Raw genomic sequence first — 18,644 nt, 5'->3', positions numbered from 1 at the left:
GCCTCCTCCACGGCGGGCAAGTGCCCAGGCACCGCCCCGGGTCTCGGCAATGGCGCTTTTCGAGGAGACCCCTGCCCTCCGAAGGCGGATGTCAAGTCCGGCAATGTGAACGAGTGAGTAAAAAAGTAGAAGTAAAACAGTAACTTGCGGGCTTCGATTTTTGGGGTTAACACTCGCTCGAAAACCGCGTAAGCACTGCGTAAGCAGTAGGCACCCATAGCTCAGCTGGATAGAGCGCCACCCTCCGAAGGTGGAGGCCTCAGGTTCGAATCCTGATGGGTGCGCCATTCTCCCCTAATCGTTGATTGCTGGTTCTTCGAAACGGGCAGAGAATCTCCCGTGCTGCGGCGGATGGCGAGAATGTCAGCGGGAAATTCACCAGCGAACGATAATCCCTTTCTCGCAAGCTAGTCTCTACGGTGAAGGTGACATCGGCCAAGGTGCCTAGGTCAAGCACCTGCTCCATAGTTTTATCGGGGCGGAGCCGCAGACTTCCTGAGCGAACAGGACCAATCGACTAGCTGTGTGCGAACATGCTCGGGACGAAAGCCAAGTCCGATGAGGCGGCCGGTCAGCCGGGGCAACAGTGGCGACCGGGCAATCAGGCGCATGAAGAGAGGAGGCTTCGGACTTCGTGCGCTGTCTGCCTCACCCGCACGCTTTCGGCTGCGCATCATCAGTTGTAGTTTTTGGGTCGCTCTGGTTGGAAAGGCGCGTCGGCGCTGCACGGCCTCCAGCAAGCGCGTTTTCATTCGTCCTTCGCGCAAGGCTTCAGCCAGTAGGTTGGCCGTCGCTATAGCGTCCTGAATAGCGAGGTTCACACCAACGCCGCCAATCAGCGACATGGCGTGTGCGGCATCCCCGATAAACAACAGGCCGGGTTTCCACCACGTCTTCAGGCGGTCGATCCGAACGCTCAGCAGATGCACGTCATCCCAAGAGCGGATCTCCTTGAAGCGGTCCGCAGGCAAAGGTGCGACCTCAGCGATCCTTGCGCAAAGCGCACCAATTCCGCCGTCCTTCAGCGCGTCGACGGTCCCCTTGGTGATGACGTAGCCGCACTGCCAGTAGTCGCCTCGGTCGATCAGAACCAGCCCCTGTCGCGGGCCGGCATGGCTCATCGCTTGCTGGGGATCGCCGGCCTTTTTCGAGACCTTCATCCATAGAATATCTGTGGCCGTGCCAAAGCTCTGAAACTCAAGTCCCGCAGCCTTGCGGGTGGCGGAATTGCGTCCGTCGGCACCGATTACGAGATCGGCATCAAGAACCAGATTGCGGTCGCTCTGGCGAGCATTCACGCCGACAACTCGACCTGCTTCCCAACGGAGCGACGTTATCTCGGTCGACATCAGCAAGCGGAAGCGCGGAAATCCCGCTGCCTTCCGTGCCAGAAAATTCAGGAAATCCCATTGGGGCATGAACGCGATGAACTTGGCGCGCGTCGGCAGTTTGGAGAAGTCTGCGATCGTGACCTTGCGTCCTTCGATCTCAGCGTGGAGCTGATAGGCTTTCTGATGGGGAAGCGTGAGAAGTTCGTCGAGATAGCCAAGCTCGTGCATTGCTTCGAGTGTCGAAGGATGGATGGTATCTCCACGAAAATCGCGCAGGAAGTCCTGGTGCTTCTCGATGACCGTTACGTCGACCCCGGATCGGGCCAGAAGGAGTCCGAGCATCAGGCCGGCCGGTCCCGCCCCCACGACGACGCAGCTCTGGCTCCTTTCCAGATTGGAATAAAGGTATCTCAACTCCATACCTCCTGTCGTTTCGAGGCTAGTGGAGGGGCTTATCCGCATGATCTGTCGCCGTGCTGCAGCAATAGGGCGCGTCGTCCCCATCGCTCTCGCCTTCGGCGACCCGCTTGATCACCTTTTCAAGGTCTTCCAGTTGAGCGATCTTCTCCTCGACGGAAGCGAGCTGCTGTTTTGCGATACGGAGTGCCTCGGGCGAACGCGAGGCCGAGACGTCGGCTAGATGAAGCAGATCCCTGATCGCATCGATGTCAAACCCGAGATCCCGCGCCCGGCGAATGAACAGTAATCGTTTGACCGCATCATGATCGTAGCGTCTCTGATTGCCCTTGTTTCGCAAGCCCTCGGGCAAGAGACCGATCTGCTCGTAATAGCGGATCGTTGGAATCTTGACCCCCGTGATCTGGGAGAGTTTGCCGATGCCCAGGTCCATGGCTGTTGTCCTTTCTGAAGGGTGGTGCCAGTTCATGAATGGGTTTTCCGAGCGCGATGTTCGCCGTTGCTACGATTGGTTCCGGCCGGGCAAAGCCGCCCGTCAAGTTTGACGGACGGCTTCTTCGACGGGAGGGATCAGTAGCTCTCGGCTGGTATCAGGGGGCGTGAAGACGTGCCGTCGTCACGTTCGTCGTCGTTCGACTTCGCCCCCTTGAAGCGCAAGAGCCGGAGCGCATTCAGCGTCACGATCGCGGTGGCGCCGGTATCGGCGAGGACTGCGATCCAGAGGCCGGTGATCCCTAGGACGCTGGTAACGAGAAACAGGCCCTTCAGCGCCAAAGCGAAGACGACGTTCTGATGGATGTTGGCCATTGTCGCACGGGACAGCGCCACAAGATGGGCAACATCCGTCACTCGGCTCTTCAGCAGGGCGGCGTCCGCCGTCTCGATTGCCACGTCGGTTCCGCCGCCCATGGCGATCCCGACATCGGCGGTTGCGAGCGCAGGGGCATCGTTGATTCCATCACCGACCATAGCCACCTTGGTCGTTCGTTTCATCTCGTTCACGAGATCGAGCTTGTCCTGCGGCAGAAGCTCGGCGCTCCATTCGATACCAAGACCCTTGGCGATCGCCTGAGCGGTGCGCCGATTGTCGCCGGTCAGCATCACGGAACGAACGCCCATCGCTTTGAGCCGGGCAATCCCCTCGGGCGCGTCTCGCCGCGGTTCGTCGCGCAAGGCGATCAGGCCGATTGCTTCCCGCGTCCCCTCATCAAAGAGGACGGCAACGGTGTTGCCGCGATCTTCGAGCCCTTCGATTGCGCTCTGCTCGTGCTTACCGATCACTACCACGTTCGCGGCATGGCTCGGGGAGCCGACGGCAAGGCGGCGCCCGACGACCGTGGCATGGACTGCCTTCCCGGCCGTCGCAGAGGCGTCCTGCGCCGGAGGGACCGCTATGCCGGAAGCCTCTGCTCGGTTGATGATCGCCTTGGCAAGCGGATGGCTGGAACCCGTCTCGACCGCTGCCGCCAATGCGATGACGTCCTTCTCCTCGTTCTTGCCGAAGGCCACCGTTTCGGTGACGCGCGGCTTGCCCTCAGTAAGCGTCCCTGTCTTGTCGAAGGCGATAGCATTCACCTTGCCGATGGTTTCGAGGGCGTTGCCGCCCTTGATCAGCAGGCCGCGGCGGGTGCCGACGGCAAGGCCCGAGGCGATCGCCGCAGGCGTCGAGAGAACGAGCGCGCAGGGACATGCGATCAGCAAGAGCGCGAGGCCGCGATAGATCCAGGTGTCCCAATCGCCGCCCATCGCCAGTGGCGGCACGATGACGATCAGCGCAGCGATCAGCATCACGGCCGGGGTATAGTAGCGGCTGAAATTCTCGATGAAACGTGCGGTAGGAGCCTTGGCGGACTGAGCCTGCTCGACGAGCTGGATGATGCGCGAGATCGTGTTGTCGGCAGCGGCCTTTTCGACGCGAACCTTGAGAACGCCATCGACATTGATGGACCCAGCATAAATGCTCTCGCCCTTGGCTTTGGCGCGCGGGACCGATTCTCCGGTGATGGGCGATTCGTCGAGGCTGGAAGTGCCTTGGACGATCTGTCCGTCGGCCGGCACTCGGTCGCCGGGCCGCACAAGAACAAGGTCGTTCACGCGCAAGGAAGTCGCCGGGACGCTGCGCTGAGCGCCGCTGGGATCAAGCAGAATTGCGGTCTTTGGCACCAGCGACGCAAGGGCCTTTATGCCAGCGCGAGCGCGTCCGGCTGCAACGCTTTCAAGCAACTCGCCGACCGCGAACAGGAACACCACCGCAGCCGCCTCTTCGGCCTCGCCGATCACCAAGGCGCCGATCGCGGCCACGCTCATCAGTGTCTCAATCGAGAATGGCGACCCTGACGTCGCGAGAGCAAACGCCTTGCGGGCGAACGGCAGGACGCCTGCGACGACGGCGAGTGCAAAGATCCACTCTGCATAGAGGGGGATAAACTGGGCGATGAGGTAGGCCGAGCCCATCAGCAGACCGAGGCCGATGACGTGCTTGCCCTTGCGAGTCTGCCACCAGCGTTGATTGCGCATGGCTGGCGCGGGCGCAACGTCCACGGCGACGTCGGACGAAGACGAAAGTTCGCGTGTGTTGGATACCCCGAAGCCGAGGCTCTTGATGGTCCTTTCGATGTCGGCAACCTTGGTGCCCGAGCCGGGAACCAAGTTGAGTTCAAGCATTTCGGTCGTGAAGTTCACGCGAATGTCGGAAACATCGGGCATTCTTGCAAGTGCGACTTCGATCTTGCCGACGCAACTCGCGCAATCCATGCCCTCGACCCGCATCGAGACATTGGGCGGAGATGTCGGATCTGTGCGCGAGACCGGCGTTTGCGCGAGCTGACCATGATCGTGGCCACCGCAGTCGCTGTGATCATGATGATGCGCATGGTGGTGATCGTGCCCATGATCATGCTCACCGGAGCAGCCGCTGTGGTCATGCCCGCTGTGCGCTTCGGAATGCCGGGCGGGCGTCGATGGAATGACGGCGGGCGGTAGCTCGGTCACATCGAAGCCGAGCGCGCGGATCTTCCTGGCGATGTCGTTCGACGTCGTTGTGCTGGCCGTATCGCGGGAAAGCTGCAGCGTCTCGGTGGCAAAATTGACGGTAACGTCAGTGATGCCTCCCAGACGGTTCAGTGCAGTCTCGATCTTGCCGACGCAACTTGCGCAATCCATGCCCTCGACGCGAAAGCCCAAGCGCTCACCGCCGCTAGGTGCTGAAAGTCCCGTTGTCATTCCGATCTCCTTTCTCACCACGCGGTGGGCGCGTGCGCAGGCCCCGCATGGCCACGAAAGGAGTCAATACCACGATTGAACAACTATTCAAGCGTATGTTGATAGTATCGGCTTTCGCGGTTTCAGATCACTCCTCGGCGTGATCCTCGGAGATGTGCGTCGCCATGTCGTGGAGAACCTGACGGACATGCTCGTCGGCGATCTCGTAAAAGATCTGCTTGGCCTGGCGCTCGCCCTTGACGAGACGGGCACCGCGCAGCAGGCGCAGATGATGGCTGACCAGGGATAGGGACAGGTCGATTTTCTCCGCGATCTCGCCGACCGAAATCGGACCGGGCATGCAGCTCAGGAGGATTTTCAGCCGTGAAGGATCGCCGAGAAGCCGGAAGGTTTCCGCCAGGATCGTCACCTCGTTCTGCGAGAGCGAGGAATGGTCGAGGTGGCTGCGTGTCTCTGTTGCGCTCGGGGTTGCGGCCTCGGCCTGCTTTTCGACCCGTAGTTTCGGTTTACCGGCAGTCATCAGCGATTTTCACCTGTGTCTTGAGGCGGTTCACGCCCGTTTGATGGCAACGTGTCGGCCACGTCGATTTGTCTCGTCCAATCTACCGGAAGGCTGCGCGATCTCAATGCGCAACAGGCCCGATACTTCCCGATCAGCGAGTCGGAGCGATCGTAGCCGGCACCACGTCAGTCTTCATCTGCTGATGTCGTCCTGCGCTTCGGAAATTTCGACCCCGGAGCAAGAACAGCCTTGACTTTACAAGCGCTGGAAGCCGCACGCTGACGGCAATCCACTCTTCCGGGAGGCCGTTTGACGGTCTGCCGGAAGCCAATCCACGTCTAAAGCAAGAAGGGCAAGGACATGCCAGAAGCCAACACGCCACACATCCTCATCTATACGACGCCGACCTGCCCGGACTGCCATGCACTCAAGCGTTGGCTGGCCCAGCAGGGTCTCGCCTATGAGGAGCGTGACCTGACCGACCCCAAGATCGCCGAGGAGGCAAAGGCACGCACGGGTGTCAGGGTCGCTCCTATTACAATCGTAGGGTCGGAAGTTTTCTACGGAACCTTCCCAAGCCAGAAGCCGGGACTCGTCAAGGCTCTAGGTTTGACCGGGAGTGCATGATGACGACCAGGTTCGTTGATATTCGGCAGGCACGGGTCAGTCTGGAGGTCCAGGAGGGACAAACCATCCTCGACGCAGCACTTGCCGCAGGCATACCTTATCCCCACGGCTGCCGTTCCGGCCGCTGCGGCTCGTGCAAGTCACGTCTGATCGAGGGCGAGGTGGAACTGCTCCAGCATTCTCGCTTCGCCCTCAGCGAGGAAGAGAAGGCCGACGGCCTGATCCTGGCATGCCGCGCGGTGCCGCAGACCGATGCGGCTGTCGCCTGGCTTGGCAGCGATGACGATGATGCGGTTGAGGCTCCTCGACGGGTGGAGGCCATCGTGTCCGGCCTCGATGACCTTACCCACGACATCAAACTGGTGCGAATCTCGCCTGTGGATGGCTCCCCGTTGCTCTTCACGGCCGGACAGTATGCCCAGGTCGGATTCGATGGTGTGCCCGCGCGCAGCTACTCCATGGCCAATCGTCACGGCGACGACAGCCTCGAATTTCACATTCGCAAGGTTCCGGGCGGCGTCACCTCGCAGCACGTCCATGAGGCACTGAAGGCCGGTGACAAGCTGACGCTCGAATTTCCACTAGGCTCCTCCTATCTGCGCCAGCATCATTCCGGCCCGATCCTGTGCATCGCCGGCGGTTCCGGTCTGGCGCCGATCAAGTCGATCGTGGAAACAGCCCTTGCGCACGGCATGAAGCAGCCGATCCATGTCTACTTCGGCGCACGCGGCGCGCGTGATCTCTATCTCGTCGAGCATTTCGAGACCCTGGCGGACCGCCACAACAATCTCAGCTTTACGGCTGTCTTGTCCGATACACAGGTAGCCCCCCATCGGCACGGGTTCGTGACCGACGCGGTGGCCGAGGATCTCGCGGACTTCGACGGGTGGAAAGCCTATGTCGCAGGCCCGCCCCCGATGGTTGATGCGGCGATGGCAATGGCATTTGCGCGCGGGCTGCGACCCGAGGACATGCACGCCGACGTTTTCTTCACGCCCGAAGGGCAGGAAGGCTAGTCGCCTCGTTCAATGAAATCAGGCGAGAGCCTGCGCTGCGAGGAATCGCGGCGCAGGCTTTTTTCATTCATTTCAGGCGGATATGCTGAGCTCGGTCATCATGCCGGTCTGGAGATGCGGCATATGATGGCAGTGCAGCATCCAGCGCGCCGCCTCTCCGGCGTCGAGCGCGACGGTCACCATGGCCATCGGAGGAACATAAACGGTGTCGCGCCGTGCCCCATCGAAGCGCTTGCCGTTGATGTCCACGACCTGGAAGACATGGCCGTGCAGATGCATCGGATGCCCCATCATCGACATATTGTGAAACATGATCTCGACCCGCTCGCCCGTCTTTGCAAGGAGGGGCTTGTGATCTCCCCAGACCTTGCCGTCGATGGTCCAGACATAGGGCTGCATCGAGCCGCCCAGCATAACCATGTGGCTGCGCTGTGGCGCACGCGAGGGAAGGCCGTCCGAGGCGCGCAGCTTCAGCTCTTGCGACAGGTCGATGTCGAACGCAGGCGCATCCGCTTCGCCAAGCGCCGGGATCTTCTCAATGGTCGCGCCGGGCGTGGCGAGGATCAACCCCGTGCGCTCCTTCGACCCCTCGCGCGACGCAAGCACGGGCCACGCCCCTTCACCGGCAAGCTCCAGATCCAGATCGAGGCGTTGGCCCATGGCGATACCGAAACGACTGCCTTCGAGGCCCGCGATGGCATGGCCGTCGACTGCCACGAGTCTCGCAGACAGCCCACCCGTATCGATCCAGAAAACAGTGGCCGAGGCGCCGTTGATCACCCGCAGCTTTACCCGTCCGCCCTTCTCGACCATGATGATCTCCGGGTCGGACAAGGTGCGGTCGTTGGTCAGGTAGGCGTCCCAATTGTAGTCATTCAGATCCATGGCCATGCCCTGCATCGAGGACATATCCATCTGCATGCCTGAATGGTCCATCGAGGCGCCGGGGGCGGCGTGGCCTCCCATGGCGCTCATATCGTGGCCGCCGCCGTGCCCGCCGGTGATCTCCTGCATGACCTCTTCGGGCGCCTTGAACGAGAAGTCATGGAGAAACATCACGACTTCCTGGCGGTCGGCCGCCACGTCTTCGGCGCTGCGCACGATCAGCGGCGCGGCGAGCAGGTTCATCTCCTGGAGCGGGATGTGCGCGTGCATCCAGTATGTGCCGGGGAGCGGCTCGTAGTCATAGGAGCGCGTTTCGTCGGGTTGCAGCATCGGCTGTGGCAGATCCGGGACGCCATCCTGCTCGTTGGGCGGGATCTGGCCATGCCAATGGATGAGGGTCGGAACATCCAGGCGATTGGTAAGACTGGCGCGAAAGCGTTGGCCTGGATTGAGAACCAATCCCTGTCCACTCGGGCCTTCCAAGCCGAAGACTGTGGCGGCGCGTCCATTGACGTCCAGCACCCGTGTCGCGGCGCTGAGCGATATGGCGTTTTGCGCCATGGCAAAGCGCGGTAGAGCTGCTGTGGACAACGTGGCAGCGCTTGCGGCAAGAAAGCCGCGTCGTGAAATAAGTGTCATTTTCGGTCTCCTGGGAGAACTATGCTCCCTCTGAGTTCAGATCGGCGTGCGCTTATGCAGCCACTGGTTTTCAGCGAGACTGGGATTGGGAGGGCGTTCATTCCGTTCGGGGCTGAGACCGGCGAGGTTCGTCGTCTCCGGTAGTGCCCAACGCGCCGAGGTAGGCTGAATCGCATTTCCGGGCTGGTCAGACACGAACCAAGAGCCCATGCCAGAGCATACGAAGTAGCAGAAGCCATCGCTTCCGGAACAGATTCGATCTTCCTGACATGCCTCGGGAGAGGAGTATGCGGTGCGATGCGGCGCTTCGTGTTTTGAGGCGATCGTTTGGGAGACGGTGGCCATGCGGGCGCCGTGCGCCGGCACAGCCAACGCCACCGTGACGAAGGAGAAGATCATCAGCACTGCGATGAACAGACGACGCATCGGCGTCAAAACTCCTTGTCAGACAACATTCCGCGCATCCTTGGCTGGATGAATCTTATATGTCGCAACCGCCGCCGCGCATCATTGCTGACGCACCGCGGCGGTTCCTACATATCAAAATCACTGGCCGCGCGCGGCGAGCCATTCCCGCATCATAGCGATCTCACCTTCTTGGGCCGAGATCACCTCCTCGGCGAGTTTGCGGACCTCGGGGTCAGTGCCGTATTGCAGCACGATCCGCGCCATGTCGATCGCGCCCTGGTGGTGCGGGATCATGCCGCGCATGAAGTCGATGTCGGCGTCGCCGGTGAAGTCGACTGTCATGTCGGCGTGCATACGGTTATTGGCTTCGATGTAAGCCTGCGTGGATGGGTTGTCGGAGGCCGGCATCGAATGCCCCGGCATGTCGTGGCCTTGCATGGTGGTATCCGTGTTCAGTTGGCTTTGTGCGATGGCGAGGCCGGCGCTGATGGCGAGTGCGCCGCCAATGAAAATCGGGGTCAGCTTGTGCATGATCTTGCTCCTGTTCACTTCACGGTCGCCGGATAGCCAGCCTCTTCGAGAACCTGCCGAAGGGCTGCCGGGGTTGCGGTCGTCTCGACCTTGACCATCCGCTGGGCGGGGTTGGTATCGATCTTGGCGGTCGGATCGACCGACTGGATCGCCTTGGTGACGGACTTGGCGCAACCGCCGCAGGTCATGCCTTCGATCTTGAGTTCCATGAGCTTTCTCCTTTGGGTTCGGTTCTCATGGTCCTCAAGTTGGGGTTTCCAACGATGGTAAGGTCAAGAGGAAACGAAAAGGAATTTTTACCCTTGACCTTCCCATCGTTGGAAGGAGCATATCAGTGTCCGAACTCGAATTCTGACTTAGAAAGGAGGCGGCAATGGATGCCCCTGTTCGAGCTGCGGACAAGATGAATGCAGCAATTTCCCTGCCTATCGAGGGCATGACCTGCGCATCCTGCGTCGGCCGTGTCGAGAGAGCCCTGAAGGCCGTCCCCGGCGTCGCCAACGCGGTCGTCAATCTGGCGACCGAGAAGGCCAGCATCACGACGAACGACACGGTTGATCGCATAGCGCTCGTCAAGGCGGTCGAAAATGCTGGCTATGAAGTGCCGGCCAGCTTCAGTGCGCCGAAAGCTGCCCTCCTTGAAGTGCCGATCGAAGGCATGACCTGCGCTTCTTGTGTGGGGCGGGTGGAAAAGGCCCTCAAGGCCATCCCCGGCGTTGCCAATGCCGTGGTCAACCTCGCTACCGAGAAAGCCAGCATCACGACGAGCGGCCCGGTGGACCGAGCGGTCGTCGTGAAGGCCGTGGAGGACGCAGGCTACGCGGTTTCGGCAAGTTTCACCGCGCCGGCGGCGGCTTCGCTTGAGGTCGCGATCGAGGGCATGACCTGCGCCTCCTGCGTGGGACGTGTCGAAAAGGCGCTCAAGGCCGTGCCGGGCGTCACCAACGCCGTCGTCAACCTCGCCACCGAGAAGGCCACCGTCCAGGGAACCGCCGATGCTGCGGCCATCGTCGCGGCAATCGCGAACGCGGGCTACGAGGCCAAGGTGATCGCGGCGGCGACCGGGGCGGGCCAGGCCGAGGTCGATGACCGCGCCGAGAAGAAGGAAGCCGAACGCCGTGAGCTGACCCGCGATTTCACCATCGCGGCGGTTCTGACCGCGCCGGTCTTCATCCTGGAGATGGGGTCGCACCTCATTCCGGGCGCGCACGACATGATCGCCGCGACCATCGGCATGCAGAACAGTTGGTATCTTCAGTTCGTGCTGACGACGCTGGTGCTGTTCGTGCCCGGCATCCGCTTCTACGACAAGGGCCTCCCGGCGCTCTGGCGGCTGGCTCCCGACATGAACTCGCTGGTCGCCGTCGGCTCGCTGGCCGCCTACCTCTATTCGCTGGTGGCGACCTTCGCGCCGGGCTTCCTGCCCGCTGGGACGGTGAACGTCTATTATGAAGCCGCCGCGGTTATCGTCACCCTGATCCTGCTCGGCCGGTTGCTCGAGGCCCGCGCCAAGGGGCGCACTTCGGAAGCGATCAAGCGGCTGGTCGGACTTCAGGCCAAGACCGCGCGTGTCCGCCGCGACGGCAAGACGGTCGATCTGCCGATCGATTCGGTGCTGTCCGGCGACATCGTGGAGGTCCGCCCCGGCGACCGTATCCCGGTCGATGGTGAAGTCATCGAGGGCGAAAGCTATGTCGACGAGTCGATGATCACCGGCGAACCGATCCCGGTGTCCAAGACGAGCGGCAGCGAGGTCGTGGCCGGAACCGTGAACCAGAAGGGCGCCTTCGCGATCCGGGCCACGGCGGTCGGCGGCAACACGGTGCTGTCGCAGATCATCCGCATGGTCGAGGAAGCACAAGGGTCGAAGCTGCCGATCCAGGCGCTGGTCGACAAGGTGACGATGTATTTCGTGCCGGCGGTCTTCGCCGTCGCCGCCCTCACCTTCGCTGCATGGCTCTATTTCGGCCCGTCGCCTGCGTTGACCTTCGCGCTGGTCAATGCCGTCGCCGTGCTGATCATCGCCTGCCCCTGCGCCATGGGTCTGGCAACGCCGACCTCGATCATGGTCGGCACCGGCCGGGGCGCGGAGCTGGGCGTGCTGTTCCGCAAGGGTGAAGCGTTGCAACTGCTGAAGGATGCCAAGGTGGTGGCCGTCGACAAGACCGGCACGCTGACCGAAGGCAAGCCGGCGCTGACCGACCTCGAACTGGCCGCCGGCTTCGACCGGACGACGGTGCTGGGCCTGGTCGCAGCCGTCGAAGCCAAGTCGGAACACCCGATTGCCCGCGCCATCGTGGATGCGGCCGAGGCGGAAGGCATTGCACTGCCCGCCGTGTCGGACTTCGAGTCGGTGACCGGCTTCGGCGTGAAGGCCGTGGTCGACGGCAAGCGCATCGAGATCGGCGCGGATCGCTACATGGTCGAGCTTGGCCATGACGTGGCGGGCTTCGCCCAGGTTGCCGAACGTCTGGGCAACGAGGGCAAGTCGCCGCTCTATGCGGCGATCGACGGCAAGCTGGCGACGATCATCGCCGTGGCCGACCCGATCAAGGAGACGACGCCGGCGGCGATCAAGGCGCTGCACGACCTCGGCCTGAAGGTCGCGATGATCACCGGCGACAACAAGCGCACGGCCAAGGCCATCGCGGCTCGCCTGGGCATCGACGAGGTGGTGGCGGAGGTGCTGCCGGACGGCAAGGTCGACTCGATCCGCCGGCTCAAGGCCGAGCATGGCAAGGTCGCCTTCGTCGGCGACGGCATCAACGACGCTCCGGCGCTGGCCGAGGCGGATGTGGGTCTCGCCATCGGCACGGGCACGGACATCGCCATCGAGGCGGCGGACGTGGTGCTGATGTCGGGCAGCCTGACCGGGGTGCCGAACGCCATCGCGCTGTCCAAGGCGACGATCGGCAATATCCGGCAGAACCTGTTCTGGGCCTTCGCCTACAACACGGCCCTGATCCCGGTCGCCGCGGGTGCGCTCTATCCGGCCTACGGCATCCTCTTGTCGCCGGTCTTTGCCGCCGGCGCCATGGCCCTGTCGAGCGTCTTCGTCCTCGGCAATGCGCTCCGGCTCAAGACCTTCAAGGTCCAGGGCTGATGAAACCAGACAGCCGATCCTATATTTAGGGTCGGCTGTCCTTACATATGGGAGATTGTTCATGAACATCGGACAGGCAGCAAAGGCATCGGGCGTTTCGGCCAAGATGATCCGCTACTACGAGCAGACAGGTCTCATCCCGGCTGCTGATCGGAAGGACTCCGGCTACCGCGATTATTCGGCTACCGATGTCCACATGCTGCGCTTCATCCGCCGCGCGCGCGACCTCGGTTTTTCGGTGGCCGAGATCGGCGACCTGCTCAACCTCTGGCGCGACGAGACGCGACAGAGCGCAGAAGTGAAGCGCTTGGCGCAGGGCCATATCGACGCGCTGGAGAGGAAGATCGCGGATATGCAGGACATGGCCCACACGCTCACCATGCTGGTGAACGCCTGCCAAGGGGATCATCGGCCGCATTGCCCGATCCTACAGCGCCTTGAGACCGATCAGGACGATGAAGATCTTTCGATCCGGCCTCGGTCCGGCGCGGTCAATCGCTCGCTGCAATAACCGCATGCCCAAGCAGCCTTTCGGCTGCGAGGGCGCAGAGCGAGGACCTGACCCGGTGCGTCCCCGCCAAAATGGCGGGGACATTGCGTTTCAGGCTTGCGGTTTGCGTGCCGCTTGCCAGAGCAACGGCACGAGGATCAAGGCGACCGGCGGAAACAATAGCCAGTTGATTGCCGCCCAGCCCGAGTTGTGCAGGACGCTGCCTGCCAGAAACGAGACGGCGGCGGTCGTGCCGAAGACCATGAAGTCGTTTGCGCCCTGCGCCTTGGCGCGCTCGCCCGGCGTATGGCAGTCTGTGACCATCGCCGTCGCTCCGATGAAGCTGAAATTCCAGCCGATGCCCATGATGGCCAGAGACCCCCAGAAATTGATTAGCTCAAGCCCGGCCAGCGCGACGATGGCCGAGACGGCGATGAGCAGCATCCCCGCCGCCGTCACACGCTCCTTGCCGAAGCGTGTCATGAGGCGGCCGGTGACGAAGCTCGGCGCGAACATCGCCAGTAGATGCCACTGGATTCCGAGTGCTGCGCTGTCGACCGAATGGCCGGTATTGACCATCGCGATCGGTGCGGCCGTCATGACGAAAGCCATGAGGCCGTAGGAGACGACGCCGGCCGCGACGGCAAGCATGTAGCGGGGCATCATCAGGATCTGGATCAGGGAACGGCCGGAGCTTTCCGACGCGGATTGCGAAGCGGATTGCGGCGTGCGCAGCATCAACAGAATCGGGATCGACAACAACGGAAGCGCCGCCTGGCTGAGGAAGCTGCCGACATAGGGGGTGCCGGGGAAGGAATCGCGTGTCCAGATGACGAGCTGCGGACCGATTACAGCCGCGATCAGCCCACCGACCATCACCCAGGAGATTGCTCGTGCCTTCAAAGCGCCTTCGGCAGCATCGGCGGCAGCGAAGCGATAGCTTTGGACGTAGGAACCGTAGAGACCGGCGGTAAAGCAGCCGACGCAGAACAGTAGGAACGACGATACGAAGATGCCAAACGCCGCGATGAGTCCCGCTGCGAGGCCGAACAACGCGCCGAACAGATAACCGCCACGGCGCCCCCAGGCGCGCATGACGAAGGCGGCGGGCAGCGTGCCGATTGCGAGGCCGAGACCGAAGAGACTGACCGGCAGCGTCACCCATGCGGGGTTGTCGGCAAGCTGCTGGCCGACCAGGCCGCCGAGCGACATGACGATCGGCGCGCTCGATCCTCCGAGCGCCTGCGCGGCAGTAAGGACGGTGATGTTGCGCCGGACAGTTACCGTATCGTCCATTGGACCTCCCACGATTATTTGCTTCGACGTTGACATGCCGGCAAAACTCTTGGGTTTTGCGGGAACCAAACTTTTGCTCTAACGTATATATACCCATACCGGGTAGGGGTAGCTGGATGTGCAACAAAAATTCCAAGCAGATCATCGCGTCGCTCAACCGGATCGCCGGGCAGGTTCGCGGTGTCGGCCAGATGGTCGAGGACGAGCGATACTGCATCGACATTCTCAACCAGATCCACGCGGTTAAAGCCGCGCTCTCCAAGGTGGAGAACCAGGTGTTGCGATCGCATGCCGCCTGCTGCGTCGAGGAGGCGATCGCATCGGGCGATGCAGACCATCAGCGCGCCAAGTTCAATGAACTGGTGGAGGTGTTCGCGAAAGCGAAACTTTAGATCGAAGGGATCAGACTATGGCGACCCATGCAGCCAAACGCGCCGAACTTCATAGAATGGTGATGGAAAACCATACCTGCCCCTACGGGTTGAAAGCGCTCGATCTGCTCAAGCGGGAAGGCTACGAGGTCGACGATCACCATCTGACGACCCGCGCGGAGACGGACGCCTTCAAGGCAAAGCATGATGTTCAATCGACGCCGCAGACCTTCATAGGCGGCAAGCGGATCGGCGGTTACGATGATCTCGTCCGGTTCTTCGGCGGCAAGGTCGAGGACAAGGATGCCGTTACCTACAAGCCGGTGATCGCGCTGTTCGCGATGGCTGCCCTAATGGCTTTGGCCGCGAGTTGGGCGGCGTTCGGGAACCTCGCGACGGTCCAAGCCGCCGAATGGCTCATCGCCATCGCGATGTGCCTTCTTGCCCTTCAGAAACTGAAGGACGTGGAAGGCTTCGCGACCATGTTCCTGAACTACGACCTTCTGGCGCAGCGATGGGTCCGATATGCCTACATCTATCCCTTCGCGGAGGCGCTCGCCGGCGTCCTGATGATCTCCGGTGCCCTGATGTGGGTGTCGATCCCCGTCGCGCTGTTCATCGGCGGCATCGGCGCGGTCTCGGTGTTCAAGGCGGTCTATATCGACAGGCGCGAGCTGAAATGCGCCTGCGTCGGTGGCGACAGCAACGTGCCGCTCGGCTTCGTGTCGCTCACCGAGAACCTCATGATGATCGGCATGGCGGTCTGGATGATCTTCAAGCCGATGGGCATTGGACACTGACAACCGCGAAAGGACGATCAAATGGCGAGCGACCACATGGCTCATGGCGGGCATTCGGGGAATAGCCACGGCTCCCATGGCCGTCCCTATCTGATGTTCTGGATCAACATGATCCTCGGCCTCATCGTGATGTATGTCGTGATGTTTTCGATGATCGACGGCTGGGGCGACTTCCGGAACAATCTGAACATGCTTTACATGGCGATAACCATGTGGGCGCCGATGGGCATCTTCATGCTGGCGACGATGCCGGGCATGTTTCCGAACCGCAGCGTGAATATTGTCCTCTATGTGCTTTTTGTCGTCCTTACCCTGGGATCATTTTGGGCGACTCGATCCCAAGCCATGATCGATGACCGCCAGTTTATCGACTCGATGATTCCGCATCACTCGGGAGCCATCTTGATGTGCAGAGAGGCCAACCTGTCGGACGCCGAGCTTCTGGCGTTGTGTGAAGAGATTGAGGTCGCCCAGCGTCGCGAGATCGAGCAAATGCAGGCGATTGCTGGCCGGCTGAACGATTAGTCGGGGCTTGGTTCGCATGCGGTGGCAACCTGCATGCGGGGAGATAAGGGAAGCGGAGGCTTACTATGGTTCACGACCATAACCATCATCAAGGCGCCGCCCATGCCCATAACAAGGGGCACGGTGGCGGATCGGGCCATCACACCGCGACTGCGGAGGCAAGCGATACTGTGAAGGACCCCGTTTGTGGGATGTCCGTGGACCCCACAACGGCTAAGCACCGAGCCCAATACCAGGGCGCGACGTATTATTTCTGCTCCGAGAACTGCCAGACCAAGTTCATGGCCGATCCGGGCAAATATGTTGGACCATCGGAACCGACCCAGGCAGCGGTAGTGCCGGAGGGCACGATCTTTACCTGTCCGATGCACCCCCAGATCCGTCAGGTCGGTCCAGGATCATGCCCGATCTGCGGGATGGCGCTGGAACCCGAAATGCCGACGGCCGAAACCGGACCCAGTGCGGAACTGGTCAACATGACTCGACGGTTCTGGGTGGGTGCCGCCCTTTCTGTTCCGGTGGTCTTCCTTGGGATGGGCAGCGAACTTTTCGGCCTGCATCGTTACATTCCTGGCCAGATCAACAACTGGCTGCAACTCATACTGGCGACGCCGGTGGTGCTGTGGGCAGGCTGGCCGTTCTTTCAGCGCGGCTGGGCGTCCGTGGTGAACCGATCGCTCAATATGTTCACGCTCATCGCGATGGGCGTAGGCGTTGCCTGGATTTACTCCGTGGTGGCAACGCTCGCCCCCGACCTGTTCCCGGAAACGGCGCGGATGATGGGAGACACCGTTGCGGTTTACTTCGAGGCGGCCGCGGTGATCACGGTGCTGGCGCTGCTCGGCCAAGTGCTGGAGCTACGCGCGCGCGAACAGACCTCGGGCGCGATACGCGCGCTTCTTGACCTGGCTCCGAAGACAGCCCGACGTATCCGGCCAGATGGCACCGACGAGGAGGTGGCGGTCGAGCATATTGCCGTCGGCGACAAGCTTCGTGTTCGCATGGGCGAGAAAGTTCCGGTGGACGGGACGGTGCTGGAGGGGCGTTCGGCCGTCGATGAATCGATGATTACCGGCGAATCGATGCCGGTCACGAAAGAGCCGGGTGCAAAGCTCATCGCAGGGACCATCAATCAATCTGGCGCTCTGGTCATGGATGCGGCTCGCATTGGTCGCGATACCATGCTTTCGCAGATCGTCCAGATGGTGGCGCAGGCGCAGCGGTCCCGCGCCCCGATCCAGCGCTTAGCAGACCAGGTGTCCGGCTGGTTCGTTCCACTGGTCATCGTTATCGCCTTGATCGCTTTTGTGGCCTGGACCCTTTTTGGCCCGGAACCCCGGTTGAGTTACGGCCTGATTGCGGCTGTTTCTGTTCTCATCATCGCCTGCCCATGCGCCCTTGGCCTTGCAACGCCGATGTCGATCATGGTTGGCGTCGGCAAAGGCGCCAATCTCGGATTGCTGATCAAGAACGCCGAGGCGCTCGAAAGGCTGGAGAAGATCGATACCCTCGTGGTCGACAAGACCGGCACGCTTACGGAGGGGAAACCGGCCGTCACGGCCATCGTTCCGGTCGATGGGCGGAGCGAGACGGAACTTCTTCAAGCCGCGGCGAGCCTTGAACGTGCGAGCGAACATCCGATTGCACAGGCTATTGTCCGTGCCGCGGTGGAGAAGCAGCTCGCACTGTCGGAACCCTCGGACGTCGACTCTCCTGTCGGTCGGGGAGTCTTGGGAACCGTCGCCGGTCAGCGCGTGCTGATCGGTAGCGCCAAGTTTTTGGAGCTGGAAGGCGTTCAGCCGGGCGCAGCGGCGATCGAGGCGGACGTCATTCGCTCACGCGGGGCCACCGCCGTCTTGGTCGCCATCGACGGCCGGCCCGTCGGCGCCATCGGCGTGGCCGATCCCATACGATCCACTACGCCGGCAGCGCTGGAAGCCCTCCGAAAGGACGGCATCCGCGTGGTCATGATGACTGGTGACAATAAGCTCACGGCTCAGGCGGTGGCAAAAGAGCTGGGCATCGCCGATGTGGAGGCCGAGGTGCTTCCAGAACGCAAGAGCGAGGTTGTTACACGTCTTCGCAAGGAAGGCCGTATCGTCGCCATGGCGGGCGATGGGGTGAATGACGCCCCAGCGCTTGCGGCTGCCGATGTCGGCATAGCGATGGGCGGAGGAACGGATGTCGCCATGGAATCCGCGGGAGTCACGCTGCTAGGCGGTGACCTATTGGGGATCGTGAAGGCGCGTCGCCTGTCGGGAGCGACAATGCGCAATATCCGGCAGAACCTGTTCTTCGCATTCTTCTACAACTCGGCAGGCGTGCCGGTGGCGGCCGGGTTACTGTATCCCGTGATGGGGCTGCTGTTGTCACCGGCGCTTGCCGCACTGGCCATGGCGCTCTCTTCGGTCAGCGTCATTGCCAACGCTTTGCGATTGAGAACTACCAAGATCGACATTTAGTGTCACAGGCCAGCGAAGG

Annotated in this window: 17 protein-coding genes and 1 tRNA gene; 9 read left to right on the top strand and 9 right to left on the bottom strand. The window is 61.8% G+C overall.

Features of this window, described 5'->3' with window-relative positions; all coding sequences use genetic code 11:
* Positions 1-210: 210 nt before the first annotated feature.
* Positions 211-287 (top strand) — tRNA-Arg (locus H0485_RS17920).
* A gap of 183 nt (positions 288-470) precedes the next feature.
* On the opposite strand, the gene H0485_RS17915 is transcribed toward H0485_RS17920, so the two are convergent.
* The 4 genes from H0485_RS17915 to H0485_RS17900 form a co-directional block, all read right to left on the bottom strand.
* Positions 471-1,745, bottom strand: coding sequence for an FAD-dependent oxidoreductase (locus H0485_RS17915; protein WP_226937297.1), 1,275 nt, complete (start codon positions 1,743-1,745; stop codon positions 471-473).
* Positions 1,746-1,770: 25 nt separating this feature from the next.
* Positions 1,771-2,181 (bottom strand): MerR family transcriptional regulator, encoded by a 411-nt coding sequence (locus tag H0485_RS17910; protein ID WP_080620529.1) that lies wholly within the window; start codon positions 2,179-2,181, stop codon positions 1,771-1,773.
* Between the two features lie 137 nt (positions 2,182-2,318).
* Complete coding sequence (locus H0485_RS17905) at positions 2,319-4,970, bottom strand: heavy metal translocating P-type ATPase (RefSeq protein ID WP_080620528.1); 2,652 nt, start codon at positions 4,968-4,970, stop codon at positions 2,319-2,321.
* A 127-nt stretch (positions 4,971-5,097) separates the two neighbouring features.
* Positions 5,098-5,490 (bottom strand): ArsR/SmtB family transcription factor, encoded by a 393-nt coding sequence (locus tag H0485_RS17900; protein WP_080620527.1) that lies wholly within the window; start codon positions 5,488-5,490, stop codon positions 5,098-5,100.
* A 342-nt stretch (positions 5,491-5,832) separates the two neighbouring features.
* Between H0485_RS17900 and H0485_RS17895 the strand changes: the two genes are divergently transcribed.
* Entirely contained in the window at positions 5,833-6,099 is a 267-nt protein-coding gene (locus H0485_RS17895; RefSeq protein ID WP_080620526.1) for a glutaredoxin family protein, read from the top strand.
* Complete coding sequence (locus H0485_RS17890; protein WP_080622751.1) at positions 6,099-7,115, top strand: 2Fe-2S iron-sulfur cluster-binding protein; 1,017 nt, start codon at positions 6,099-6,101, stop codon at positions 7,113-7,115. The genes H0485_RS17895 and H0485_RS17890 overlap by 1 nt, the downstream gene beginning before the upstream one ends.
* 72 nt (positions 7,116-7,187) lie before the next feature.
* Here the strand turns inward: H0485_RS17890 and H0485_RS17885 are convergent, their stop codons facing one another.
* The 4 genes from H0485_RS17885 to H0485_RS17870 all read right to left on the bottom strand — a co-directional run bounded on the left by H0485_RS17885 (position 7,188) and on the right by H0485_RS17870 (position 9,787).
* Complete coding sequence (locus tag H0485_RS17885; RefSeq protein ID WP_080620525.1) at positions 7,188-8,639, bottom strand: multicopper oxidase family protein; 1,452 nt, start codon at positions 8,637-8,639, stop codon at positions 7,188-7,190.
* Positions 8,640-8,675: 36 nt separating this feature from the next.
* A complete protein-coding gene (locus H0485_RS17880; RefSeq protein ID WP_127898013.1) occupies positions 8,676-9,065 on the bottom strand; it encodes a hypothetical protein in 390 nt (129 codons plus the stop codon).
* A 120-nt stretch (positions 9,066-9,185) separates the two neighbouring features.
* Positions 9,186-9,578, bottom strand: a complete 393-nt coding sequence (gene copM / locus H0485_RS17875) for a CopM family metallochaperone (RefSeq protein ID WP_080620524.1) — start codon at positions 9,576-9,578, stop codon at positions 9,186-9,188.
* A gap of 14 nt (positions 9,579-9,592) precedes the next feature.
* A complete protein-coding gene (locus H0485_RS17870) occupies positions 9,593-9,787 on the bottom strand; it encodes a heavy-metal-associated domain-containing protein (protein WP_080620523.1) in 195 nt (64 codons plus the stop codon).
* A gap of 164 nt (positions 9,788-9,951) precedes the next feature.
* On the opposite strand from H0485_RS17870, the gene H0485_RS17865 reads away from it, so the two are divergent.
* Both H0485_RS17865 and cueR read left to right on the top strand, forming a co-directional pair.
* Positions 9,952-12,681: a heavy metal translocating P-type ATPase gene (locus tag H0485_RS17865; protein ID WP_226341156.1), complete on the top strand. Its 2,730-nt coding sequence runs from the start codon at positions 9,952-9,954 to the stop codon at positions 12,679-12,681.
* A gap of 61 nt (positions 12,682-12,742) precedes the next feature.
* Positions 12,743-13,192, top strand: coding sequence for a Cu(I)-responsive transcriptional regulator (gene cueR / locus H0485_RS17860; RefSeq protein ID WP_080620522.1), 450 nt, complete (start codon positions 12,743-12,745; stop codon positions 13,190-13,192).
* Positions 13,193-13,282: 90 nt separating this feature from the next.
* On the opposite strand, the gene H0485_RS17855 is transcribed toward cueR, so the two are convergent.
* Positions 13,283-14,467, bottom strand: a complete 1,185-nt coding sequence (locus H0485_RS17855) for an MFS transporter (protein WP_080622749.1) — start codon at positions 14,465-14,467, stop codon at positions 13,283-13,285.
* A 116-nt stretch (positions 14,468-14,583) separates the two neighbouring features.
* On the opposite strand from H0485_RS17855, the gene H0485_RS17850 reads away from it, so the two are divergent.
* The 4 genes from H0485_RS17850 (at position 14,584) to H0485_RS17835 (ending at position 18,625) form a co-directional block, all read left to right on the top strand.
* On the top strand, positions 14,584-14,859 hold the full coding sequence (locus H0485_RS17850) for a metal-sensitive transcriptional regulator (protein ID WP_226937296.1): 276 nt from the start codon (positions 14,584-14,586) through the stop codon (positions 14,857-14,859).
* Between the two features lie 17 nt (positions 14,860-14,876).
* The gene (locus H0485_RS17845) at positions 14,877-15,638 is read left to right on the top strand and encodes a MauE/DoxX family redox-associated membrane protein (RefSeq protein WP_080620521.1); all 762 of its coding nucleotides are present in this window, start codon (positions 14,877-14,879) and stop codon (positions 15,636-15,638) included.
* A 21-nt stretch (positions 15,639-15,659) separates the two neighbouring features.
* Entirely contained in the window at positions 15,660-16,163 is a 504-nt protein-coding gene (locus tag H0485_RS17840; protein ID WP_226937295.1) for a DUF305 domain-containing protein, read from the top strand.
* 65 nt (positions 16,164-16,228) lie between these two features.
* Entirely contained in the window at positions 16,229-18,625 is a 2,397-nt protein-coding gene (locus tag H0485_RS17835) for a heavy metal translocating P-type ATPase (protein WP_089389385.1), read from the top strand.
* The last annotated feature ends 19 nt before the right edge of the window (positions 18,626-18,644 follow it).

Origin of the sequence: Pseudogemmobacter faecipullorum (genome assembly GCF_020539525.1) — a bacterium.
Lineage (GTDB): Bacteria > Pseudomonadota > Alphaproteobacteria > Rhodobacterales > Rhodobacteraceae > Pseudogemmobacter > Pseudogemmobacter faecipullorum.
Note: the sequence above shows the minus strand (reverse complement) of the source record. Positions and strands in the feature narration are given on the sequence as shown.